Below are 17,191 nucleotides of genomic sequence, written 5' to 3' on the forward strand. Positions count from 1 at the left end.
GTCGCCTGACGCCCCGGTTCCACTGCCAGCACGAGCGCCATCCTCATTTCACCTATATGGCGCGAAAATTCATCGACCGTGTATCGTCCGTCCGTAACGCGAGGCGAATTGACGTGTCCGTACCCTCCTTGATTAGGTAGGTCAACGCCAACTCCGAAGGCATGAACGCACCGGATCCTAACCTCGACGACACACCCGACCAAGTCAGGGTCCATCTGGGGCCACTGGGAGGGCGCAAGATCATGTATGTCTGATGTTTCTACCAAGGAGCCCACAGCCAATCTCTCGACATCGTCAACTGATTGAAGAGACCAATTTTTTCGTGGGAAATCTCCCACTCAAGGCCTGGGCCGCCCTCATATTTTAGGCCCGCACCAAAGTGCTCTTCAAACTCAGATCGCCTAAAAGTGAACTTGATGTATCCGTCCTCGTGCGTGTTAGTACTCCAGCCGCATTTAGTGATCGATGAGGCGGCGTTGTCGTTGGTAGTGGCTGCGGCGGGCGCGGGCTTGGTGGCGGCGTCGCCAGCGTGACCAGTGGATTCGGTGTCGGGGTGGATGCCGGGGCTGGTGGAGTTGGGCGTGCATGCGGCGGATCTCGTTGACGGTGAGCGGGACCAGCTCGTCGGGTTCGTCCCCGTCCGCGTCGTTGGAATGCGATCGTCCCTGGTGGGCGGGCCCCCTGTGTGGCGAGGTCGGCGGCCTCGCCATCGTCGGTGTCGCCGGGGTCTGGGGGTGGCCCGGCGGCCAGAAAGGCCAAGTGGGCGTGGGCGACCATGGCCAGGGTGATGTGCCGGTACCAGGCGGTGTGCTTGCGGACCTGGTAATGGTCCAGGCCGACCTCGTTCTTGGTGGCTTGGAAGCATTCCTCGATGCTCCAGCGGGATCCGGCCACCCGCACCAGTTCGGGCAATCCGACCGGCCGGTTCGCTGCGCACCGGTAGAACGCCAGGTCGGTGGGGTCGCTGATCGACCGGCGGGCCAGCATCCACTGGTGCTGGCCGTGGTGGTCGTCCAGGCCGATCCACGCCCAGTCGTACCAGCGGCGGCCCTTGGCGCCGTCCCCGCACGAGACCCGCTGCCACGCCGTCTGGTCCAGGCCGGCGAAGGCTGCGTCGGCCCTGGTGCGGGCGCCGCCGAGCACGACAGAGTGGTCGCAGGAGACCGCGAACACATAGTTCACCCCGCGGGCGGTGCAGCGTTGGCGCAGCGCGGTGTTGTCGCCGTAGGCCTCGTCGCCGGTCAGCCACCCGAACACCAGCAGCGGGTCATCGCAGGCGCGTTCGATCATCCGCCAGGCCAGTTCCGGTTTGGTCGCAAACCGCGTGTGTTCGGGGACGCCGGCGTCGGCGAGCCGGTCGGGATCGGCGAACCAGGACTCGGGCAGATACAGCTCCCGGTCGATGAGAACCCGCTGCTGGTCGGGGTTGGCATACGAGGCGAACACCCCGATCTGGCAGTTGGTGATCTTTCCTGCGGTTCCGGTGTACTGGCGTTGCACCCCCGCGCTGCGGTGGCCCTTCTTCTCGAACCCGGTGTCGTCGACCACCAGCACCCCGCCCGGGTCACCGAGCCGCTCGGCCACCTGCGCCCGCAGCGCGTCCCGCACCTGGTTGGCGTCCCAGCGGGCGTGGTTGAGCAGCCGCTGCATCCCGTCCGGCCGCGTGTCCCCGGCGAACTCCGCCAGTGACCAGCCGTTCTTGCGCTCCAGGGCGCTCAACAGTCCCAGCAGATACCACCGGGCCCGCAACCGCGGCTCCCGACGGCCGAAGAACGGAGCCACCACCTGCGCAAACAGCTCATCGAACCCATCAACCCACCCGGCCGGGTCGACATCTTCTACAGTAGGCGGCACGGCCACCGCCGATCGTTTGGTTCACACACACCCACACGATCACAGCGGTGGCCGTCTTACGTCCCGGCCTCGATCAGACCGAGATCTCCAAGTGCGGCTGGAGTACTAAGACGCTGGGCGTACTCCACCCCGTCCGCCACGGGTGTGACCACCAGCAACCCAAGCAGGGCGATCGGGTCTTCCGACGGGCGCCGCCCCAGGCGACGCCCTTCACTTGCAAGATCGTAACGACTCATCAAATCCATCCTACCCAACGATCCGGCCCGATCCCGGAATGATGGCATCCAGTAGCCCAGGAATATTATGATCACGAAGACCAAAGTCGGGATCAATGCGCGGCACCGCGAGCGCCTGCTCCCCATCTTTAGATAGGTGTTAAGAGGACACCCTTATCCTCGCCAGGACCCACCTGCCAGCGAGTGTTCCTGACAATCAACACAAGTAGCCACCAGCGACAACTCAAGCCTTCACCCCTGGACCGGGGTTCCCTACGCACCCTCAGTGCTCAGCAGCCGCAACGCACTGCTGGTCAGTTGTGCCCAGCGAACGTTATCCTCATTTAACAACCTGAATTTTCAGGCTTTCATTGTTGCTCATCAGCAAAACGATCGGAGGATTCCATGAACACTCTGGTACGCACCTCAAACGTCCTCTACGCAGCGAGTAACCAGCGATTCCACGGAGGCTCGCTCACCGCCCCAAGCGGAGAAACAGAGGTCTCCCGCAGCCCTCTCGGCAGTCCGTTCCGGTTTCGCGGACCGGGCCGTTCGGGACGGGTCTGACGGTTCGACGTTGCAGCAGCGACGCCTCCAGACGATCCAGGTGACCTGCTATCTGCACCCGACCAAAAGCGGGACGCAGGCCCCCTGCACACCGGCCCGTCGGGCATGCCGCAAGGCAGACTCCAGGCCACCCGGCTCGTGGTTCCTTAGCGGACATGCGGCGAGCACTCAACCCGACTTCGACCGCGCAGAGTGACTGGTAGCACGGTCTTCTTGTGGCCTCGTTCGCGGTGGGAGAAGCAGGATCTCCCAAATTCCTCCCACCGGGCCACCAGTGGCCGCCACCGGAGCCCAAGAAGCCGCCCTGCGGGAGCGAGGCCGCGCACTGCTGGACCGAAACCCGTGACCTCTTCGGTGCTGCGACAACGCCAAAGAGGCATGCTCTTCATCCAAGCAAGCCTCTGACCTGGCAAAAGGTGGGCGATACTGGGTTCGAACCAGTGACCTCTTCGGTGTGAAGCAAAGCAGGCAAGTCGATCTAGGTCGATCCGAGTCGACCGGGGAGCCTCTCACCTGCAAAAACGCTCTGACTACGTCGCGTTGAGTCGATCGGAGCCTGACTGCGGTGGCTCCCGAAACTGGCTCCCGCAGTTCAATATGTAGTGGCCCGAAGCTCACCACGATTGCTCTCCCACCTTGGAGCCCTGGTGAGTGGCAACCCGCGGAGGGCGGTCAGGTGATACAGCCCTCTCCCGCAGGGGCGGCGCTGGAAGTCCCGACATCGAAACCATGACGAGCACGGCCAGGCGCTCGCAGACGAGTGTCAGGCGGCCGACGAAGATTCGATCGCACGGCGCCCGAGTTGGAGCCGCTCACGCAGGCGATTGCTGGGCGAGACTTAAGATCCTACGGATCTTGCCGAGCCAACTGAGCGTGGCCAGGACCATGAACCCGTTCGCTGTGCCCCTGGATGACCGCCCGACGACACTAGGGTGCAGCGCGAGTGCATTATTCGGTTGCGTGGTGCCACGACCTGTACCAGGTAGCGGTAGCCGTTCTCAGCCGATCCATTTCGATGCAGTTGACGTGTCTTCGACGGAGCCGGAGCTGTAGGGCAGGCTGAGTTGGCGGTGACAGCGTCGACTGCATCCACGCTGGGAGGCGCCATCCCTGGCGCTGCCCCAACGTCTCGGCGAAGTCGCGGATTCAGTCAGGACCCCGAGACGAAGCCGCCGCAGAGGGTGTCGAGGCGGTGCTGGTCGCCTGCGGTTCAGGGGGCGGACTGCCGGGAACCAGGCGGTGGCTGGACAGACCGTCGGCGGCCGTGAGGCGGCGGGTGCGGGGCGGCTGATCCACCAGGGTTGGAGGTGTTGGTGGACCGCGGTGAAGGCACCTCGATACGCCAGGTCCCGCAGTTCCTGGTGGCGCCGTCGGCCGGGGGTGCATCGCTGGAACCGGCGCTCCCGCAGGTAGGCATCATAGCCCTGGAGGTCTATGGGACGTCTGCCGGTGCCATTGTGGGGCCAGAGGGCACAGGTCGGGCTCGACGGCGAGGTCGGCTGCCCACACGAACCGGTGGACGGTGTTGCGGCTCTCTTCCAGGTCACAGCAATCAGGTCTCCCTAGGGAGCCTGTCAAAGGCCGTATTCTGCCAAAACCTGGGTTCCGCTCCGCTCTTTGTGCAGAATATTTGGGACTCATGAGGGGGCGCGCTCGGTGGCTGTGGAACGGAGGTGCCGGCATTGTGGTAGCGAGGTTCCGCGGACGGCGCGGCTGGTCGTCATCGATCTGGGGGACCCGGCGACGCTTTCGAGCCTTCCCGGTTCCTCTCTCAACGCCGTGTGCCGACTGTGCGGCGGGGGGCTGTCCTTCCGTCCTACCTACTTAGTCTGGGACGGTTGCGCCGAACGGGATGTAGCGGACGTTCTGCCGGGCGCTGGCGCTCACGAAGTCAGAGAGGTGCTCGGCGACCGTGGCTTCATCGCGCACCTGTCGCTCGATGCTTTCAGGAAGGCGGTCGTCGCCCGGTTTCGACCGCGTCTCCTGCGGCTTAATGAGTACTTCACCATGGACGGTGATGAACGTGTGGGCTGGCTCATGGCACACTTGGGCTCGATCGACGCCTCGCTTATCGCTCTTCTGTCCCAAATCCCGTCAAAGAAGCTGCCCGGCATCGCACTCGTCGTCGCCGCCCCCCGTAGCGCGGGCAAGAAGGTCAGTGGTGCCAGCACCCCCGAGGTGATTTTCGAAAGGCTGGCACTCTTCCAGCAGGAACTGCTCGTCGCGATCCCACCGGCGGTCATGGTCGATGAGTCCACCTCCCTGCATGAAGAGATTAGAAGACTACTTCTTCCCGGTGTGCTTTTGCCGACCGTTCCCGAGAGAACCGCCGAGAAGGTTGCCGAGATAAGCGGCGACTTGCCCGATGAGGCACGCTATGTCGTGCAAGCGGTCTATGCGTTCGCATGCCTAGCCGCCAATGTTCCGAATCCCCACGCCTACCAGTGGGCCGAGGACTACGTCGGCTTCGAGCTCAGGCGGCGGAAGATGACCGACAGCTTCTTTGAGCGTTTCGCCCTCCCTCCCGCCGAGGTCGTGCCGACGCTGGAGTTCGCTGCTCTCTGGCAGGCTGTGAACCGCAGGCTGATCGGAGGGGGTCTTGCCGACACAGACCTGCTCGCCCATCTCCCCGAGCTTTGCGCCGACCTGGGGCATCGAGGACTCTTTCACAGCGCCATGGGTTACATGGCCCGGTCGGGCGGCGGACCGAACGGATCGGTTACCGAGATGGTCAAGGAACTGGGGCCCGGGAGCGGCGAGAGCCCCGATCACAGGCTCGCCAACTCCTTCTCACTTCTGGCCGTAGCGCTGGGGACTGCGGGACGGCTCGACGAGTTGGAGAAGGTCCTCGACGCGCTCCTAGCGCACCATGCCGAGGACCCCGACACCTCGCTGCTACTGCTCGCCAGGTTCGGCGAAACATGCAAGGAAGTACGGACACCACTGCGATTCCTCGCTCGCGTCGGCAACGAACCCCTGCCCGAAGAGGGGGCGGTCTCCCCTTACGTTCAGCTCTCGATAGGCATTGAGCGGTCCAACGCGTTGCGGATCGTCGGTCGGACCCGTGACGCCTTGGAAGTTCTTGACTGTCTGGCTCCCCTCGCCTATGACGCCGCGACCCGTCGCCTGCTGGCCCGCAACAGAGCGCTCCTGCTGCGCCGACTCGGCCGACCAGACGAGTCGGTGACGGTACTCGAAGCGCAGCTCGCCGGGACGGTGGGCGGTGAGCGGCTGGAGACACTCCGGTCGCTCATCGCGTCTTACAGCGCGCTAGGCGACGGAGACCACGTGTTCGCAGCGGTTCGGGAGGCAGAGCCCCTTGCTGTCGGACCCTGGCGCTCCCAGCGCGATTACCTGACCGCTCTCCGGCTTGGCCTGGAGGTCATCCGAAACGGCGATCTCGAACAGATCACCGCAGAGCTGCGCGGCCTGGGTGTCCCTGACGACGAAGAGTCCCTCAGCGCCGCAGGGTCCGCATGGTGCAACGTCGCGGCCGCCGGGCAGGCGGTCGGCGAGACTCTCCCGGTACAGATCATCACTGCGCTGGCCAGTGCAGCCAGAAACGCGCGGGCCCGCGGCGATGGGATGCTCGCTCGGGTCCACCACAGCATTGCGGCTCGGTTGGCGGAGCTCGTGGATGACCCCCGCGCCGAAGAGCATTGGCGGGCCGAGATGGAACTCGGCAACGAGGTCGGCGAACCCGAGGCCGTCACGCTGGCCGCAGTTGCGCGCTACGCGGCCCGCTGCTCGGACGTCGCAGAGTGCGCGGCCCTGCTTGCGCGGATCCCGGCCGCGCTGGCCGGCACGATTGGTGAAGGCGCTCATGTCGGGCTCCTCCTTGACGCAACCTCCCTTCTGCGGCGCGAACTCGCCGAGCTCGCCGAGACGCTGACTAACCGGCCCGTCCAGGAGGACATCCTTCGCCTTATCGCTGAGCTGCAGCGCGACGCGGCCGGCCGGGCCCAGCTGACCCGACAGGTACTCATCGACGCAGCATTGCTCGGCGAAGGACTCGGCGAGGATGTCATCGGGGCTTTGCGGCCCGGCACAGCCACCCTGCACGTCCTGGAGTGGCTCGGCCTCGCCCGCTCCGAACCGATCATGATCAAGACGACCATACCCGCCATCGGCCCATGCCAGACCGCTGCCGTTCAGCTGCCCGCCGACGCGCCGCTGGACCGGGTCGCGCGCGGGCTCAAGGCTCGGCTGAATGGCTGGCTGCCAGACCATCCCGGTGATCCGTTCGCCTACGACCCCTGGCGCCGCCTCGAAGCCGCTACCCTGACGGAGATGCTGGATCCGGACCCCGGCGACCACGTGATTGTCATTGAACACCCTCGGTACGTCGGCGTGCCCTCGCATGCCATGGTCGACGCGCCCTGGACGGTCTCCTACGCGCCAAGCTGGTCGTCGCTCCTGGCCGCCCGATTGGCCCCTGCCAAGGTACCGGCGTCGATCGGCGTCGTGACGGTACCCGGCGCCGAGGACGACGACGCCACCGTCGCCGCCCTATCGGCAGCCGCAGATGGTGTCCAGGAGTTGAGCGCCCAGTTGGGTCTGCGGGTCGTCCGGCTAAACGGGCCGAACGCCGACCACGCTAGCCTCGGCGCTCTGCTCGCGACCGTCGATGTGGCGGTGCTGCTATGCCACGGTTACGTGGCCCCGGAAGACCACGAGATCGCGCTGATGATCGCAAACGGCGGCCAACTACCGCCCACGCACGCGATCGCCGCAGGCTCCCCCGCCGGCCGCGCCCACCGCTGGTCCTGGCGTGACGCCGCCCGCCTGCCCGCGGCTCCCGCGCTGGTGGTCTCCGCCGCGTGCTCGTCCGGTACCAGCCACATCGCAGGGCTGGGGGAGCGCCTGGGCCTCTACGGGGCCATGCGGCTGCGCGGCACACGGGCGGTCGTGGCGCCGTTCTGGGATCTGGTTCCGTCCGACGCAGCAACGCTGATCACCTCGATCTTGCGCCTCCACTTGCGGGACGCCGTCCCACTGCCGATGGCGCTGCGCAAGACGACCCGGGAGTCCACCGTGCCGAGATGGCGCGGCGCATGTTTCACAGTGGAAGGGGACTGGAGATGACCGAGAGCCTTACAAATTTTCTGAACGATCAGCAGGCCGACCCAGTGACGGTGCAGCACGCGGTTCGCTATTTGGCGGCGAGCCTCTCGGACTACCTGCCCGAGGAAGAGATGGTCGAGAGGGTAACGGAGGTGACCGGAGACCCGGAGACGGTCCAGTCCGTCATGGCAGGGCTCCAGGCCAGCGGCACCGCCCTACTCGCCGGTGACCTGATGGTCCTGGAAGCATTGTGGGCGGATGCCGCCACCCGTGACCTAGTTCGCGAAGCCGTGTCGGGAGCCAAGAACCGCCTCCCCACAGTGACGGTCTTCGTCGTCGCCGCCGCAGTAATCTATTGCGCCTACCTCCTGGCGACACGCGGCCGAAAAAGCGTCGAGAAGACCACGGAGTACCACCGCGACGGAACCTGGAAGACGGTCGAAAAGGTCGAGTACTACCGGACTTCGGGTCCTCTACAGGACCTGGGACAGCTCTTCAGCCAGTTGGACCCCCAGCAGCAGACCCCCACCGTGGCACCGGGTCAGGTTGACCCACAGGCTCCTGCAGCCTCCGCCGACCCGCAGTCCTCCATTCCCCAGCCGTGATAAGGCCCGCCAGGACGCACGACCGCCAAGGCCTCTCAACTGCCATTGGCGGACCTCCGAGACATCGCGCACGCTGCCCGAGGAAAAAACGACATGAGCCGCATCAAATGGGATCAGAACGGCGGCTTCCACATCGAACGCCCCTGGATTTGGGACGTGCAGGCCCGTGAGGCAGAAACCGCTCCATCAGAGGGAGACCACGCGCGCTTCGCTCTCCTCGTACGCGAGATTAGGCACTGGCGCGTGTACCGGCAAGACGCAAAGGCGGTGCTACGCCTTTGCGCCCGGCTCGCCGATCTGCTCGATCGGCCGGACTGCTATTGCCAGCCCTCGCACCACGGCACCTACCGCGACGTGCTCAAGGACAACCGGGCCTGGGCCCACCGGATGCTGTAACAGCCACCGGCCAGAATCCCCGGGACCACACGTCACCCCCGCCCCGATTCGGGGGCCGTGCCCGAAAACGACAAGCCCGCAAAACCACGATGTCCGCGCGCTCACTGCCGGTCGGCCTCGGCCTTGCGGTCGCGGCTTCGGCGGACGCAGCTTCACGGGCTTACTCCGCGGCCGCCAACTTTCAGCGGGTTCGTACTGGTCCTGAACAGCGGTTTCGATGCGCGCGCCGGGGGCCGCGTACCCGCCGCGTCCCGACCATGTATAGAGGCCCTTTCGGGCTCGCTCGCAAGCTGCGCTGTGGCCAGTACGTACCATCAGCGCGTTGTCGAGCGCGTCGCCGACGGTGCCGATGGAGGCGTCGATCCCGGCCTCGACCAGATGCGCGGTGAACCAGACAAAGGTGTATCTGCGGCCCCGCGTCGCTGTGGCGCACCAGGCCGTGCCCGACGGAGCGCCCGGCCTGGTCGTATCGCCATAGCGCCATGTTCAGCGCGTCTGGCACAGCCGGGTCCGCGTGGCGGTCGAGGCGGCCCGGCCGACGATGGCGCGGGAGAAGATGTCGCCCACGAACGCGATGTAGACGACGCCGGCCCAGGTGGTCAAGTGGGGCGGTTCGGGCTGCTGGCGCAGCAGGTCGATGGCCCGCTCATGCTCGTCGTCACAGACGGTGGTGCGGACCTTGCGGCCGCGGTCTGCCGGGTCCTGGACCTGTGCCCGGGCACCTATCTATCCGGTACTTCTGGGACGCGCAGCGCTGAAGTTGTACAGTTCTGAGCCCTCCGGGTTATAACGCTGATCGATCGGTCAGCGTAGGCGGTTGCCGCTGCTCGGTCCTTGATAGGGCAAACCTCAAGCCAAGTCCCGCGTCGTCCTCCTCGGTTTGCCCAGGTGTAGCACCAGCTCAGCGGTCAGCCGGGCGTTGACGCTCGACTCCACAAAGGGGTGCTTACCGCTATGGTCGTCGCTGAGCCGCATCCGTTCGAACCCGTGCAGCACAATGAGTTCAAGCTTGTGCTCCGCCAGGAACTCCCGCAGGAAAGAGGCTCTCACAAGCAGCGCACGGCTGTCGTTCCCTCTCTCCTCGTAGTACGTGAAGACCGGAGCACCTTCTGCATCCAGCCAACTCGGGCCGCGCATGTCGAAGGTCAGTTCTGCAGCCTGCTGAATGAACGTCGAGGGCAAAACCGTACTGGCTGTTTCGCCAATGGAACAGTCGAGGATGTTGCCCTCCCAGGCGTACTGCTCCACAGTAGCCACAACTCGGAAGGACTTACCTCCGACGCCTGCCTGCCGGAACTTGTCGTGCCGGTGGTAGCAGGTTGGACCGACGCGGCCAACCTCACCGACGTAGCAGCAGTCCGTGTGGCCATGGGAATCAAGGAGGTCGCGAATCTCGTGACGGGGCTCGTCCGGTAGAGCGGCGAGGAATCTCTGGGCGTCATCGGCCGTGAGGAGCAGCGTGTCGATGGCATTCTGCTCCCGGAGACCACGCCACCCCTTGTGAGCTAGCGGATCTACCTTCTTCACGAAGCTTTCGAGCACCACCCAATCGTTGCCATCGCGGTCACGGACAAACGTAGAACTGGCGATGGTTGGCTCTGACTCGGTGTCGGCCAGGAACCGCTTGATGTCTCCCTGGTAGCGGCTGAAGTCGAGGCGTGCCGGCGGCCACTCCTCCAGCTGGATCAGCGGTGGGTCCCAGGCTGTCGCACCGTTGCCATCGTTCTCGCTGAAGGCTCGGAAGTCGATCGGTGGGAGGCTGGGGTCGATCTCTCGGTCACCGATGATCTGATGCAGCCCCTCGTACGGTCCGCTGTCATCGAAGCGCCGGGAGGCCTGATAGTTGTCCGCGACGCGGGCAAGCAACTCGTGGTAGGCCATCCACTGGTACTTCTTGCCCCAGCGCTCGACCTTGTGGCTTTCCCGCCCCATGCGACCGTGCCCAATGCTGCGGTCCCTGTGGCCGAAAAGCTTTGGTGTCCAGCCAAGACTGAGGGTCCGGCGAAAGATCCAGCGCCGAGCGCCATCGGCCGGGTATTCGTCGTTGACCACCTTTGGGTACACAAAGACCGCGTCGAGTAGTTCATGTTGCTCATCGCTGAGCGGATCGTCTTCTCGCCGGAGCAAGAAGTCGAGGCGGCTCATGCTCCGCTGCTCGGGGTTACACAACCAGTCACTCAGCGCGTCCTTCTGGTCACCGCTGAGTGACGCTACAAACTTCTCCCATCGGCTCTTGAAGAACCGCGGCTTGCGGTATTCGCGCTTGGGGTATTCCTGCCCGATGCGGTAGCGCGAGAAGTGGTGTAGGCCCGCTTCGACAACGTAACGGCCGAAGTCGCCCATGCTCAGCAACGAGAAGGTGATGGATGAGTAGCTCTCATCATCCGGTTGGTCCTTGTGCCAGCCGTACTTGGCCTCGATCGTAGCTTCCGTTGGTGGCGGCCCAGGTGGCTTCAGTCCGTACGGACGTTGAGACAAGTCCAACGCAGTGTCCGGCAGCAGTCGGTGGGCCACCGCCCACCGGACGATGCCCCGCGCGGCATCCAGCAGTAGCTCGTCTGCTCGGACCGGGCGAGTGAAGACACGCATGTGTATAGCTTCAGCGAGCACTTTCGCTTGGTTGGCCTCCGCTGGCGTGCTGCGGAGAATTGCGCCATAGGCGATGGCAACCACCCGTTGTATCACGTAGGGATCATCGACATTCCAGAAGCGCTCAAAGAGGGCACGCATGACGTCGAGGTGGCCGCGCAGCAACTGCACGAGCGCCTTGGTGACCCAGTCGCGCATGAAGCGGTTGGGAGATGACAACAGCCAGCACAGTGGTATGCAGGCCAGCTCGATCACCTCGGCGTCATACGCCGGGTACGGGCCGCCCGCCGCCCAGCGAGCAAGGCGGGCTGCGGGGCTGAACGTCTCGAACAACTCGTAATAGGTAGCAAACCCGAAGTCGCTGTCCCGCTGTGGCATACGCTGCCTGATGAGATAGCGGTGCAGCCTGTCACCATTCAGGCGGTTGCCCGGCTGCGGAGCCAGCATGAACAGCACCCTGTAGAACTCATCGCGCAATAGGTAGCGTTGCGCGTCGTTCAAGAGATCGATAGTGCGCTGGGAGATCGCTCGCGAGTCGCGGTATGGCAAGGTCTCCACCAGCGAGCGGTAGAGTTGGCGGGCGCGGTGGTGGCGACCCCAAGCGTCCTGGTCCTCATGCTGCTTTGGTTCAGCGCCTAGTTTGATGCCCAGGAGATCCGGTACCTCAACGCCATACACCTCCGGGAACAAGATCGTTGCTGCCTCATTGATGCCCCAGCTACACTCCTCGGCCAACCACGTCTTGACCGCTTGATCATTGAGCGGGTCGTCGGACAGCGCCAGACGACGCTTCAAGAGCAGGAAGTCCGCAAAAGCCTGGAAGACAATCCGGACACCTTCGTCGAAGTTACCGCTGCCCAGGTAGAGGCGCTCGCGGGTGAGGACCCCCTCATCCTGGAGAAGACCCAGGACCCTCGTCGCATCGGCACTCGCGTCACCCAATGATGCCCGGGCAACCGCCTCGGCCGCATCGGTGCTCATGCTCTCGCGGCCGAGGCGTGACAGTTCGTCGAGCAAGCCGTCGAGAACACGGCTCACGTGTGACTTCGCCGCATTCAGTTCATAGCTGGAACTTGCGGTAGGCCGGAAGCGCCTGGCGACCGTCGCGATCTTGGCCGTAAGGTAGCGCTCGAAGATGGCGACCCGCCCTTGATGACCATCCGGGAGCGGACCGGTTTCCGCCTGCGACAAGCTCTCGCAGTACAGCCGTAGAAAGAGCGGCAGCGTGAACTCAGGAGTCAGCAGCGGAAGCTTCGGTGCTTCAAGCTTGTAATGCGCGAAGTACCGCTGCGTGGCTTCGATCTCCCGCTCAGCGAACCCAGGGTGTGTGCGCCGGATGTAGTGAGATCCCTCGGCGCCCTCCAGAACGAGGTCTTGATAGGTGTCCCGGCAGGAGACTACAAGCGCAACATGCGGATAGGGCGCAATGGCCGCGCGCAGCGTAGGTAGGTGGACGCGCCAGAAGTCCGGCGGAGTGGTCTCATTGAGGGCGTCAATGAAGATTACGAACCGGCTGCCGGTGGTGGAAGCAGCCTCACCCGCTGCGTCCATAGCACGCAACAGCACATCCGCCCCGACCGCTTCCAGACCGAGCTGATCCGCAATGCTTGCCCACAGATTGCCTTGACCGAACTGTGCACCCGCAAGGAACACTGCGGGACGACCGGCGTCGAGGGCTCGCCTCGTGGCATCGAGCAACAGGTGCGTCTTGCCCGACCCCGCCTGCCCGGTCAGGAAGTAGGCCCGGCGCAGGAGCGAGCGGCCCGTTGATGATTCGAGCCAGTAGATCAACTCGTCCATAGCGGAGGCTAGGCCTCGAACGCCGTAGCCGCTGGTCCGCTCCGATGGTTTGTTGACCTTCTTCGGGTCATCGTTGGGCAGTTTCCGCCACTCCGCCTCGACTTTGCGTTCGTGCTCCTCGGCGGCATAGATCGCCTTCCGGCATGCCTCTACTTCAGCGAGCAGAGGATCAAGCACGGCCGGCGAATCGCCCGCCTGCAGCGTAAGAGCTCCGGCGGTGGCGTTCAACACGGTGGCCGCGTCTTGGATTGCCTGGTAGAGCGCCACCGCCGTTGCATCCTCGTCCTTCGCCCAGATATGTACGTCGGCTATGGCCGAGATGACGTCGCGGAGAAGGCGATTGAAGATAGTGAGGACTGATTGGTCGAAGCCAAGCGCGAGCAGGTCTTCCTGGATAGGGACGTCGACTTGAAGGTCAGGTCGGTATTTCTCACTAGCCGCAGCAGCCTGTTGGTCGTACCGAGTTACCAGCCAGTCGTGGCCGAAGACAAGGTCGCCCCACCAGAACCAGCGCCGGCCGTTGTGCTCCGGCTTGGCCAGCTCATCCAGCAGGTCGCTTTCCTGCACCAGGTCGAACTCGATCTTGTCCGCGCCAGGAATGGTTCGTTGCCAAGCGTTGATTTTATCTTCGTACTTCTGTCGCTGAGACTTGCGCTCAGCGCCACCCTTGCCTGCCTTGCTAGTGGCCAGGTTCCAGGAGATAACGAAAGTCAGTTTGCGTAGGTTCGATCGTTCCTTAGCAACCCGCTTCACCGAGTTGGCCATCGCGGTCAACAGTGCATCGATACCGTGGACATGCTTAGCCTGCCAACCATGCTCGGTGCCATCCGACAGCGTGGCGTACCACTCCACCCCACCGTCGGGATTGCCCGTCCGGATCGCCCGTGTTCCGGACGGCACCTTGTCTTTGAGTAGCTGGAACGAGAACTCCTCGAAGGCCCGGCTCTGCTCGCCGTTCCAGGTACGCAGCGTGTCGAAGCTTGACGCCGTTACTTTTGCCATGCCGCAACCTCTCGACTCCAAGCCACCGAGCGAACCGCCCCGAGTGCGGCGGTCAACAGGGGGCCGAGTATACGGGAAGGACGGCGCGATACGCGGGACTCGATACGCGGGACTCGATACGCGGGACCGAAGCCTCAATAGTTGGGTCGTGACTCAAACAGCTTTCTCCAGCCCGAATGACGGACGACTAGCAATAACACTTCTCATTATACCTAATGCATGACCTGCCTGAAACTGCCATGATCCGTGGTCGTCCATCGTGGATGCACGGGAATCGTCGATTGGGGTGGCGCCGAAGAACCACGTGAATGAACACACCTTTTCACCAGCTCGGTGTTGTGTTGCTCCCGGATGGAGGCGGGCCTGCCGAGCCAGTCGGTGCAACCGGACCGGGAAGCTCCTAACACTCGGCAGGCCACCGCGACGGGGATGTCGTTCTCGGCGAGCTCACGGACCAGTGAGTATCTTATTTTGGGAGCACATTCGAAGAGTAAATACCTTAAATGCCCGCCATGAGGGCCAAGTCTGACTTGGGGACAGGGCCAGCAAGGCGAGAGCACGCGCAGCAAGGCACCGATCAACATCCGCCTACCTCGCAATCACGGTGGTTGCTGGGGCGCAGGAGCCCGCCGAGGAGGCTTACGGCGAGGGATGTTCGGGCGGCAACCGGCCCTACTGACCGAAGAGTCAATGGGAGCCGATCGCCAGTGGCGCGAACTCAACCTCGTGGAGACTGACGAGGTCCCCGCACAGGAGGGCCTTGATGACGCGGCCAACGGAGGTGGCGGCCAACCCGCGGTAGAGGGTCTCGGCCAGGTAGGCGGCGGTGAAGCAGCAGACCTTGTGACTGGTCTGGACTGCGGCGACACCGAACCCGATGAGGAATGTTGGTACTTACCGGTCCCGGCCAGCCCAACCGCCCAGTAGTTCTCAGGGGCCGATCCATGCCAGCGAGGCCAAGTAGCCGGGCATCGAGTCACCTCATGTGTTCAACTGAGGCGATGAATTCGTCGAGTTGCCGATCGGTGATCCGTCGGAGCCTGTCGATCTTGATACTGCGTAGGCGTCCGGTCCGGAGCAGCATGTAGACCTTGTCGCGGCCGACCTGCAGGATCTCGGCGACCTGCTCCACGGTGTACACGCGCACCCGAACCCCGTCATCCGTGGAGCCACTTTTGGCTGCCGTATCGCTCATACGTGCCCCGCCGCGCTCAGAGCGGGCGATCGACCCACCCCTATCACCGGAGGTCTGTACCGGTTCCGACAAGATCGGAGCACCGCAGCGTTCACATGCATGGCATGGGAATCTGCAACAAGTGGTCACTCGGAGCACCACCCGGAGTCGCTGATGACCTCCCCCTTTCCGTCTTCGTGAAGGAGAGCCACTTCGCGAAGGAGATGACTGTCGAGGGGCTCGACAGCACCGTCGTGGCGGATGCAGCGGGCCTGAGGCAGTTCGATGCCTGGGGCGGCTGAGTGGTCACGGTTGGAGCGAAGGATGGCGGCGTCTCCGGAGCCGTCGCCGACGTTGGCGAACGGGAGGGCCTGAAAGGTGATCTTGACGCGGGTGAGCAGGACCAGGACATCCGCTGTTTGCCAGCCGCTACCGCTGGCCCGGATGGGCTCGTGAGGCGAGCAGGTCTTAACCCCCTTCGGTGGCGGTGAGGTGTTCAGGTACTGGCGGTGAACTGGTCCGTGGGCACGCGTGCGAGCGATCTTGGAGGCATGGGCGGAGCGGTTGGCGTGGTGGCGTCGGTGCATGCGTAGGCCTCCGGTCAGGCTCCGGTGGTGTGGGGTGCGGGGCGGGTGGCGCCGATGTATTGGCGTTCGCGGTAGGGGTTGCCGGTGAACTGGGAGATGCGGACGAAGTCGCCGGTGTGGGGGGCGTGGATCATGCGGCCGCGGCCGTAGTAGATGCCGACGTGGTGGATCGTGGCGGGGTTGCGGGGGTTGGTGGCGAAGAAGAGCAGGTCGCCGGGCTGGAGTTGGGGCCGGGGGATGTGGCTTCCGGCGTTGTACTGGTCGGCGGCGACTCGGGGTAGGCGGATGCCGGCTTGGGCCCAGGCGTTCTGGGTGAGGCCGGAGCAGTCGAAGCCTTTGGTGCCGGCTCCTTGGGCGATGCCGTAGGTGGGACCGGAGGGTCCGCCGCCGCCCCAGGAGTAGGGGGTGCCGAGCCAGCGCAGGGCCGCGCCGACGGCGGTGGCGCCGCGTCCGGTGGCGGTGGGGGCGGCGTAGAGGGCGGCTTGGGCCAGGACTTTGCGGACGTACCAGTCGGCGTGGTTGTACTGCCAGATGGCCCGGTAGAGGTGCTTGCCGCCTTTCCCGGCGCCGTTGGTGCACAGGTAGTGGGCGGCGCCGTGGATGGCGTCGGCGGGGTTGTAGCGGTCTTTGCGGCCGTCGTGGTCGCCGTCGATGCCGTAGGCGGCCCAGGTGGCGGCGAGGAACTGCATGGGCCCGCCGGCTCCGGCGAAGTTCTGGCCGGAGTGGACGCCGGGTGCGGTCGAGCGGCCGTGGTCGGATTCGATCTTGCCGATGGCGGCCAGGACGTTCCAGGGCAGGCCGGGGCAGGTTGTGGCGGCGTCGAGGTACCAGCGCAGGTAGGCCGGTGGGATGTCGTGTTCGGCTTGGGCGGTGGGCGCGCCTGCCAGTTCTGAGCCGGTTCCTGCGGCGGAGTTCTGGCCGGCGAGCAGGATGACCAGGGCCAGCGGGAGGGCGAGGGCGGCGGCGCATGCGGTGGCGGCGGCTTTCACCGCGTCGGCCGCTGCACCGGCCGCCGGGGCGGGTTACTCCTGGCTGACCTGCTCCTGGGTGGTCTGGTTCTGGGCGCCGGTGCGGGCGCGGCGTTGGGCGCGGTATCCGGCGCCCTTCTTGGGTTCGGGTGGCTCATGTGCGGTCTCCCCCGGGTGGTGGGGCTGCCGCAGCACCTCGCGGACCGCTTGCCAGGAGTAGCGGAAGTCCTTGCCGGTCTTGAGGGCGGGGATCTGCCCGGCGTTGGCCATCCGGCGGACGGTCTGGGGCGAGAGGCCGAGTTTGGTCGCGAGTTCGGCGGTGGTGAGGACGTCGGGGTCGCGGCCGGGTGTCTCGGTCATCGCGGGGGCT

The 17,191-nt window shown here is 64.9% G+C and carries 8 protein-coding genes and 1 pseudogene; 4 read left to right on the top strand and 5 right to left on the bottom strand.

Translation table 11 applies throughout. The features are described 5' to 3' along the window. Nucleotides 1–753 precede the first annotated feature (753 nt). A pseudogene (locus SM418_RS07425) lies at nt 754–1,797 on the bottom strand (IS701 family transposase); the annotation flags it as partial. 2,738 nt (nt 1,798–4,535) lie between these two features. On the opposite strand from SM418_RS07425, the gene SM418_RS07430 reads away from it, so the two are divergent. From SM418_RS07430 to SM418_RS07440, 3 genes are all read left to right on the top strand, one after another. After that, nucleotides 4,536–7,721 carry a CHAT domain-containing protein gene (locus SM418_RS07430; protein ID WP_371939910.1) on the top strand — a complete coding sequence of 1,062 codons (3,186 nt, stop codon included), beginning with the start codon at nt 4,536–4,538 and terminating at the stop codon, nt 7,719–7,721. Then, complete coding sequence (locus SM418_RS07435; protein ID WP_371939911.1) at nt 7,718–8,305, top strand: hypothetical protein; 588 nt, start codon at nt 7,718–7,720, stop codon at nt 8,303–8,305. Before SM418_RS07430 ends, SM418_RS07435 begins: the two co-directional genes overlap by 4 nt. 93 nt (nt 8,306–8,398) lie before the next feature. Further along, nucleotides 8,399–8,701, top strand: coding sequence for a hypothetical protein (locus tag SM418_RS07440; RefSeq protein ID WP_371939912.1), 303 nt, complete (start codon nt 8,399–8,401; stop codon nt 8,699–8,701). A gap of 849 nt (nt 8,702–9,550) precedes the next feature. Here the strand turns inward: SM418_RS07440 and SM418_RS07445 are convergent. Beyond that, the gene (locus SM418_RS07445) at nt 9,551–14,092 is read right to left on the bottom strand and encodes an NACHT domain-containing protein (protein ID WP_371939913.1); all 4,542 of its coding nucleotides are present in this window, start codon (nt 14,090–14,092) and stop codon (nt 9,551–9,553) included. Between the two features lie 976 nt (nt 14,093–15,068). Next, entirely contained in the window at nt 15,069–15,287 is a 219-nt protein-coding gene (locus SM418_RS07450; RefSeq protein WP_371939914.1) for a helix-turn-helix domain-containing protein, read from the bottom strand. A 104-nt stretch (nt 15,288–15,391) separates the two neighbouring features. Between SM418_RS07450 and SM418_RS07455 the strand changes: the two genes are divergently transcribed. Continuing rightward, nucleotides 15,392–15,568: a hypothetical protein gene (locus SM418_RS07455; protein WP_371939915.1), complete on the top strand. Its 177-nt coding sequence runs from the start codon at nt 15,392–15,394 to the stop codon at nt 15,566–15,568. A 299-nt stretch (nt 15,569–15,867) separates the two neighbouring features. On the opposite strand, the gene SM418_RS07460 is transcribed toward SM418_RS07455, so the two are convergent. Continuing rightward, complete coding sequence (locus tag SM418_RS07460; protein ID WP_371939916.1) at nt 15,868–16,842, bottom strand: C40 family peptidase; 975 nt, start codon at nt 16,840–16,842, stop codon at nt 15,868–15,870. Between the two features lie 33 nt (nt 16,843–16,875). Further along, the gene (locus SM418_RS07465) at nt 16,876–17,181 is read right to left on the bottom strand and encodes a helix-turn-helix domain-containing protein (RefSeq protein WP_371939917.1); all 306 of its coding nucleotides are present in this window, start codon (nt 17,179–17,181) and stop codon (nt 16,876–16,878) included. Nucleotides 17,182–17,191: the final 10 nt, after the last annotated feature.

The organism is Actinomadura chokoriensis, from assembly GCF_041463665.1.
Taxonomy (GTDB): domain Bacteria; phylum Actinomycetota; class Actinomycetes; order Streptosporangiales; family Streptosporangiaceae; genus Spirillospora; species Spirillospora chokoriensis_A.

Excerpts from the sequence above, each read along its gene's own strand:
- SM418_RS07435 (WP_371939911.1), top strand. The coding sequence starts at position 7,718 with ATGACCGAGAGCCTTACAAATTTTCTGAACGATCAGCAGGCCGACCCA.
- SM418_RS07440 (WP_371939912.1), top strand. The coding sequence starts at position 8,399 with ATGAGCCGCATCAAATGGGATCAGAACGGCGGCTTCCACATCGAACGC.
- SM418_RS07445 (WP_371939913.1), bottom strand. The coding sequence starts at position 14,092 with ATGGCAAAAGTAACGGCGTCAAGCTTCGACACGCTGCGTACCTGGAAC.
- SM418_RS07450 (WP_371939914.1), bottom strand. The coding sequence starts at position 15,287 with ATGAGCGATACGGCAGCCAAAAGTGGCTCCACGGATGACGGGGTTCGG.
- SM418_RS07455 (WP_371939915.1), top strand. The coding sequence starts at position 15,392 with ATGGGAATCTGCAACAAGTGGTCACTCGGAGCACCACCCGGAGTCGCT.
- SM418_RS07465 (WP_371939917.1), bottom strand. The coding sequence starts at position 17,181 with ATGACCGAGACACCCGGCCGCGACCCCGACGTCCTCACCACCGCCGAA.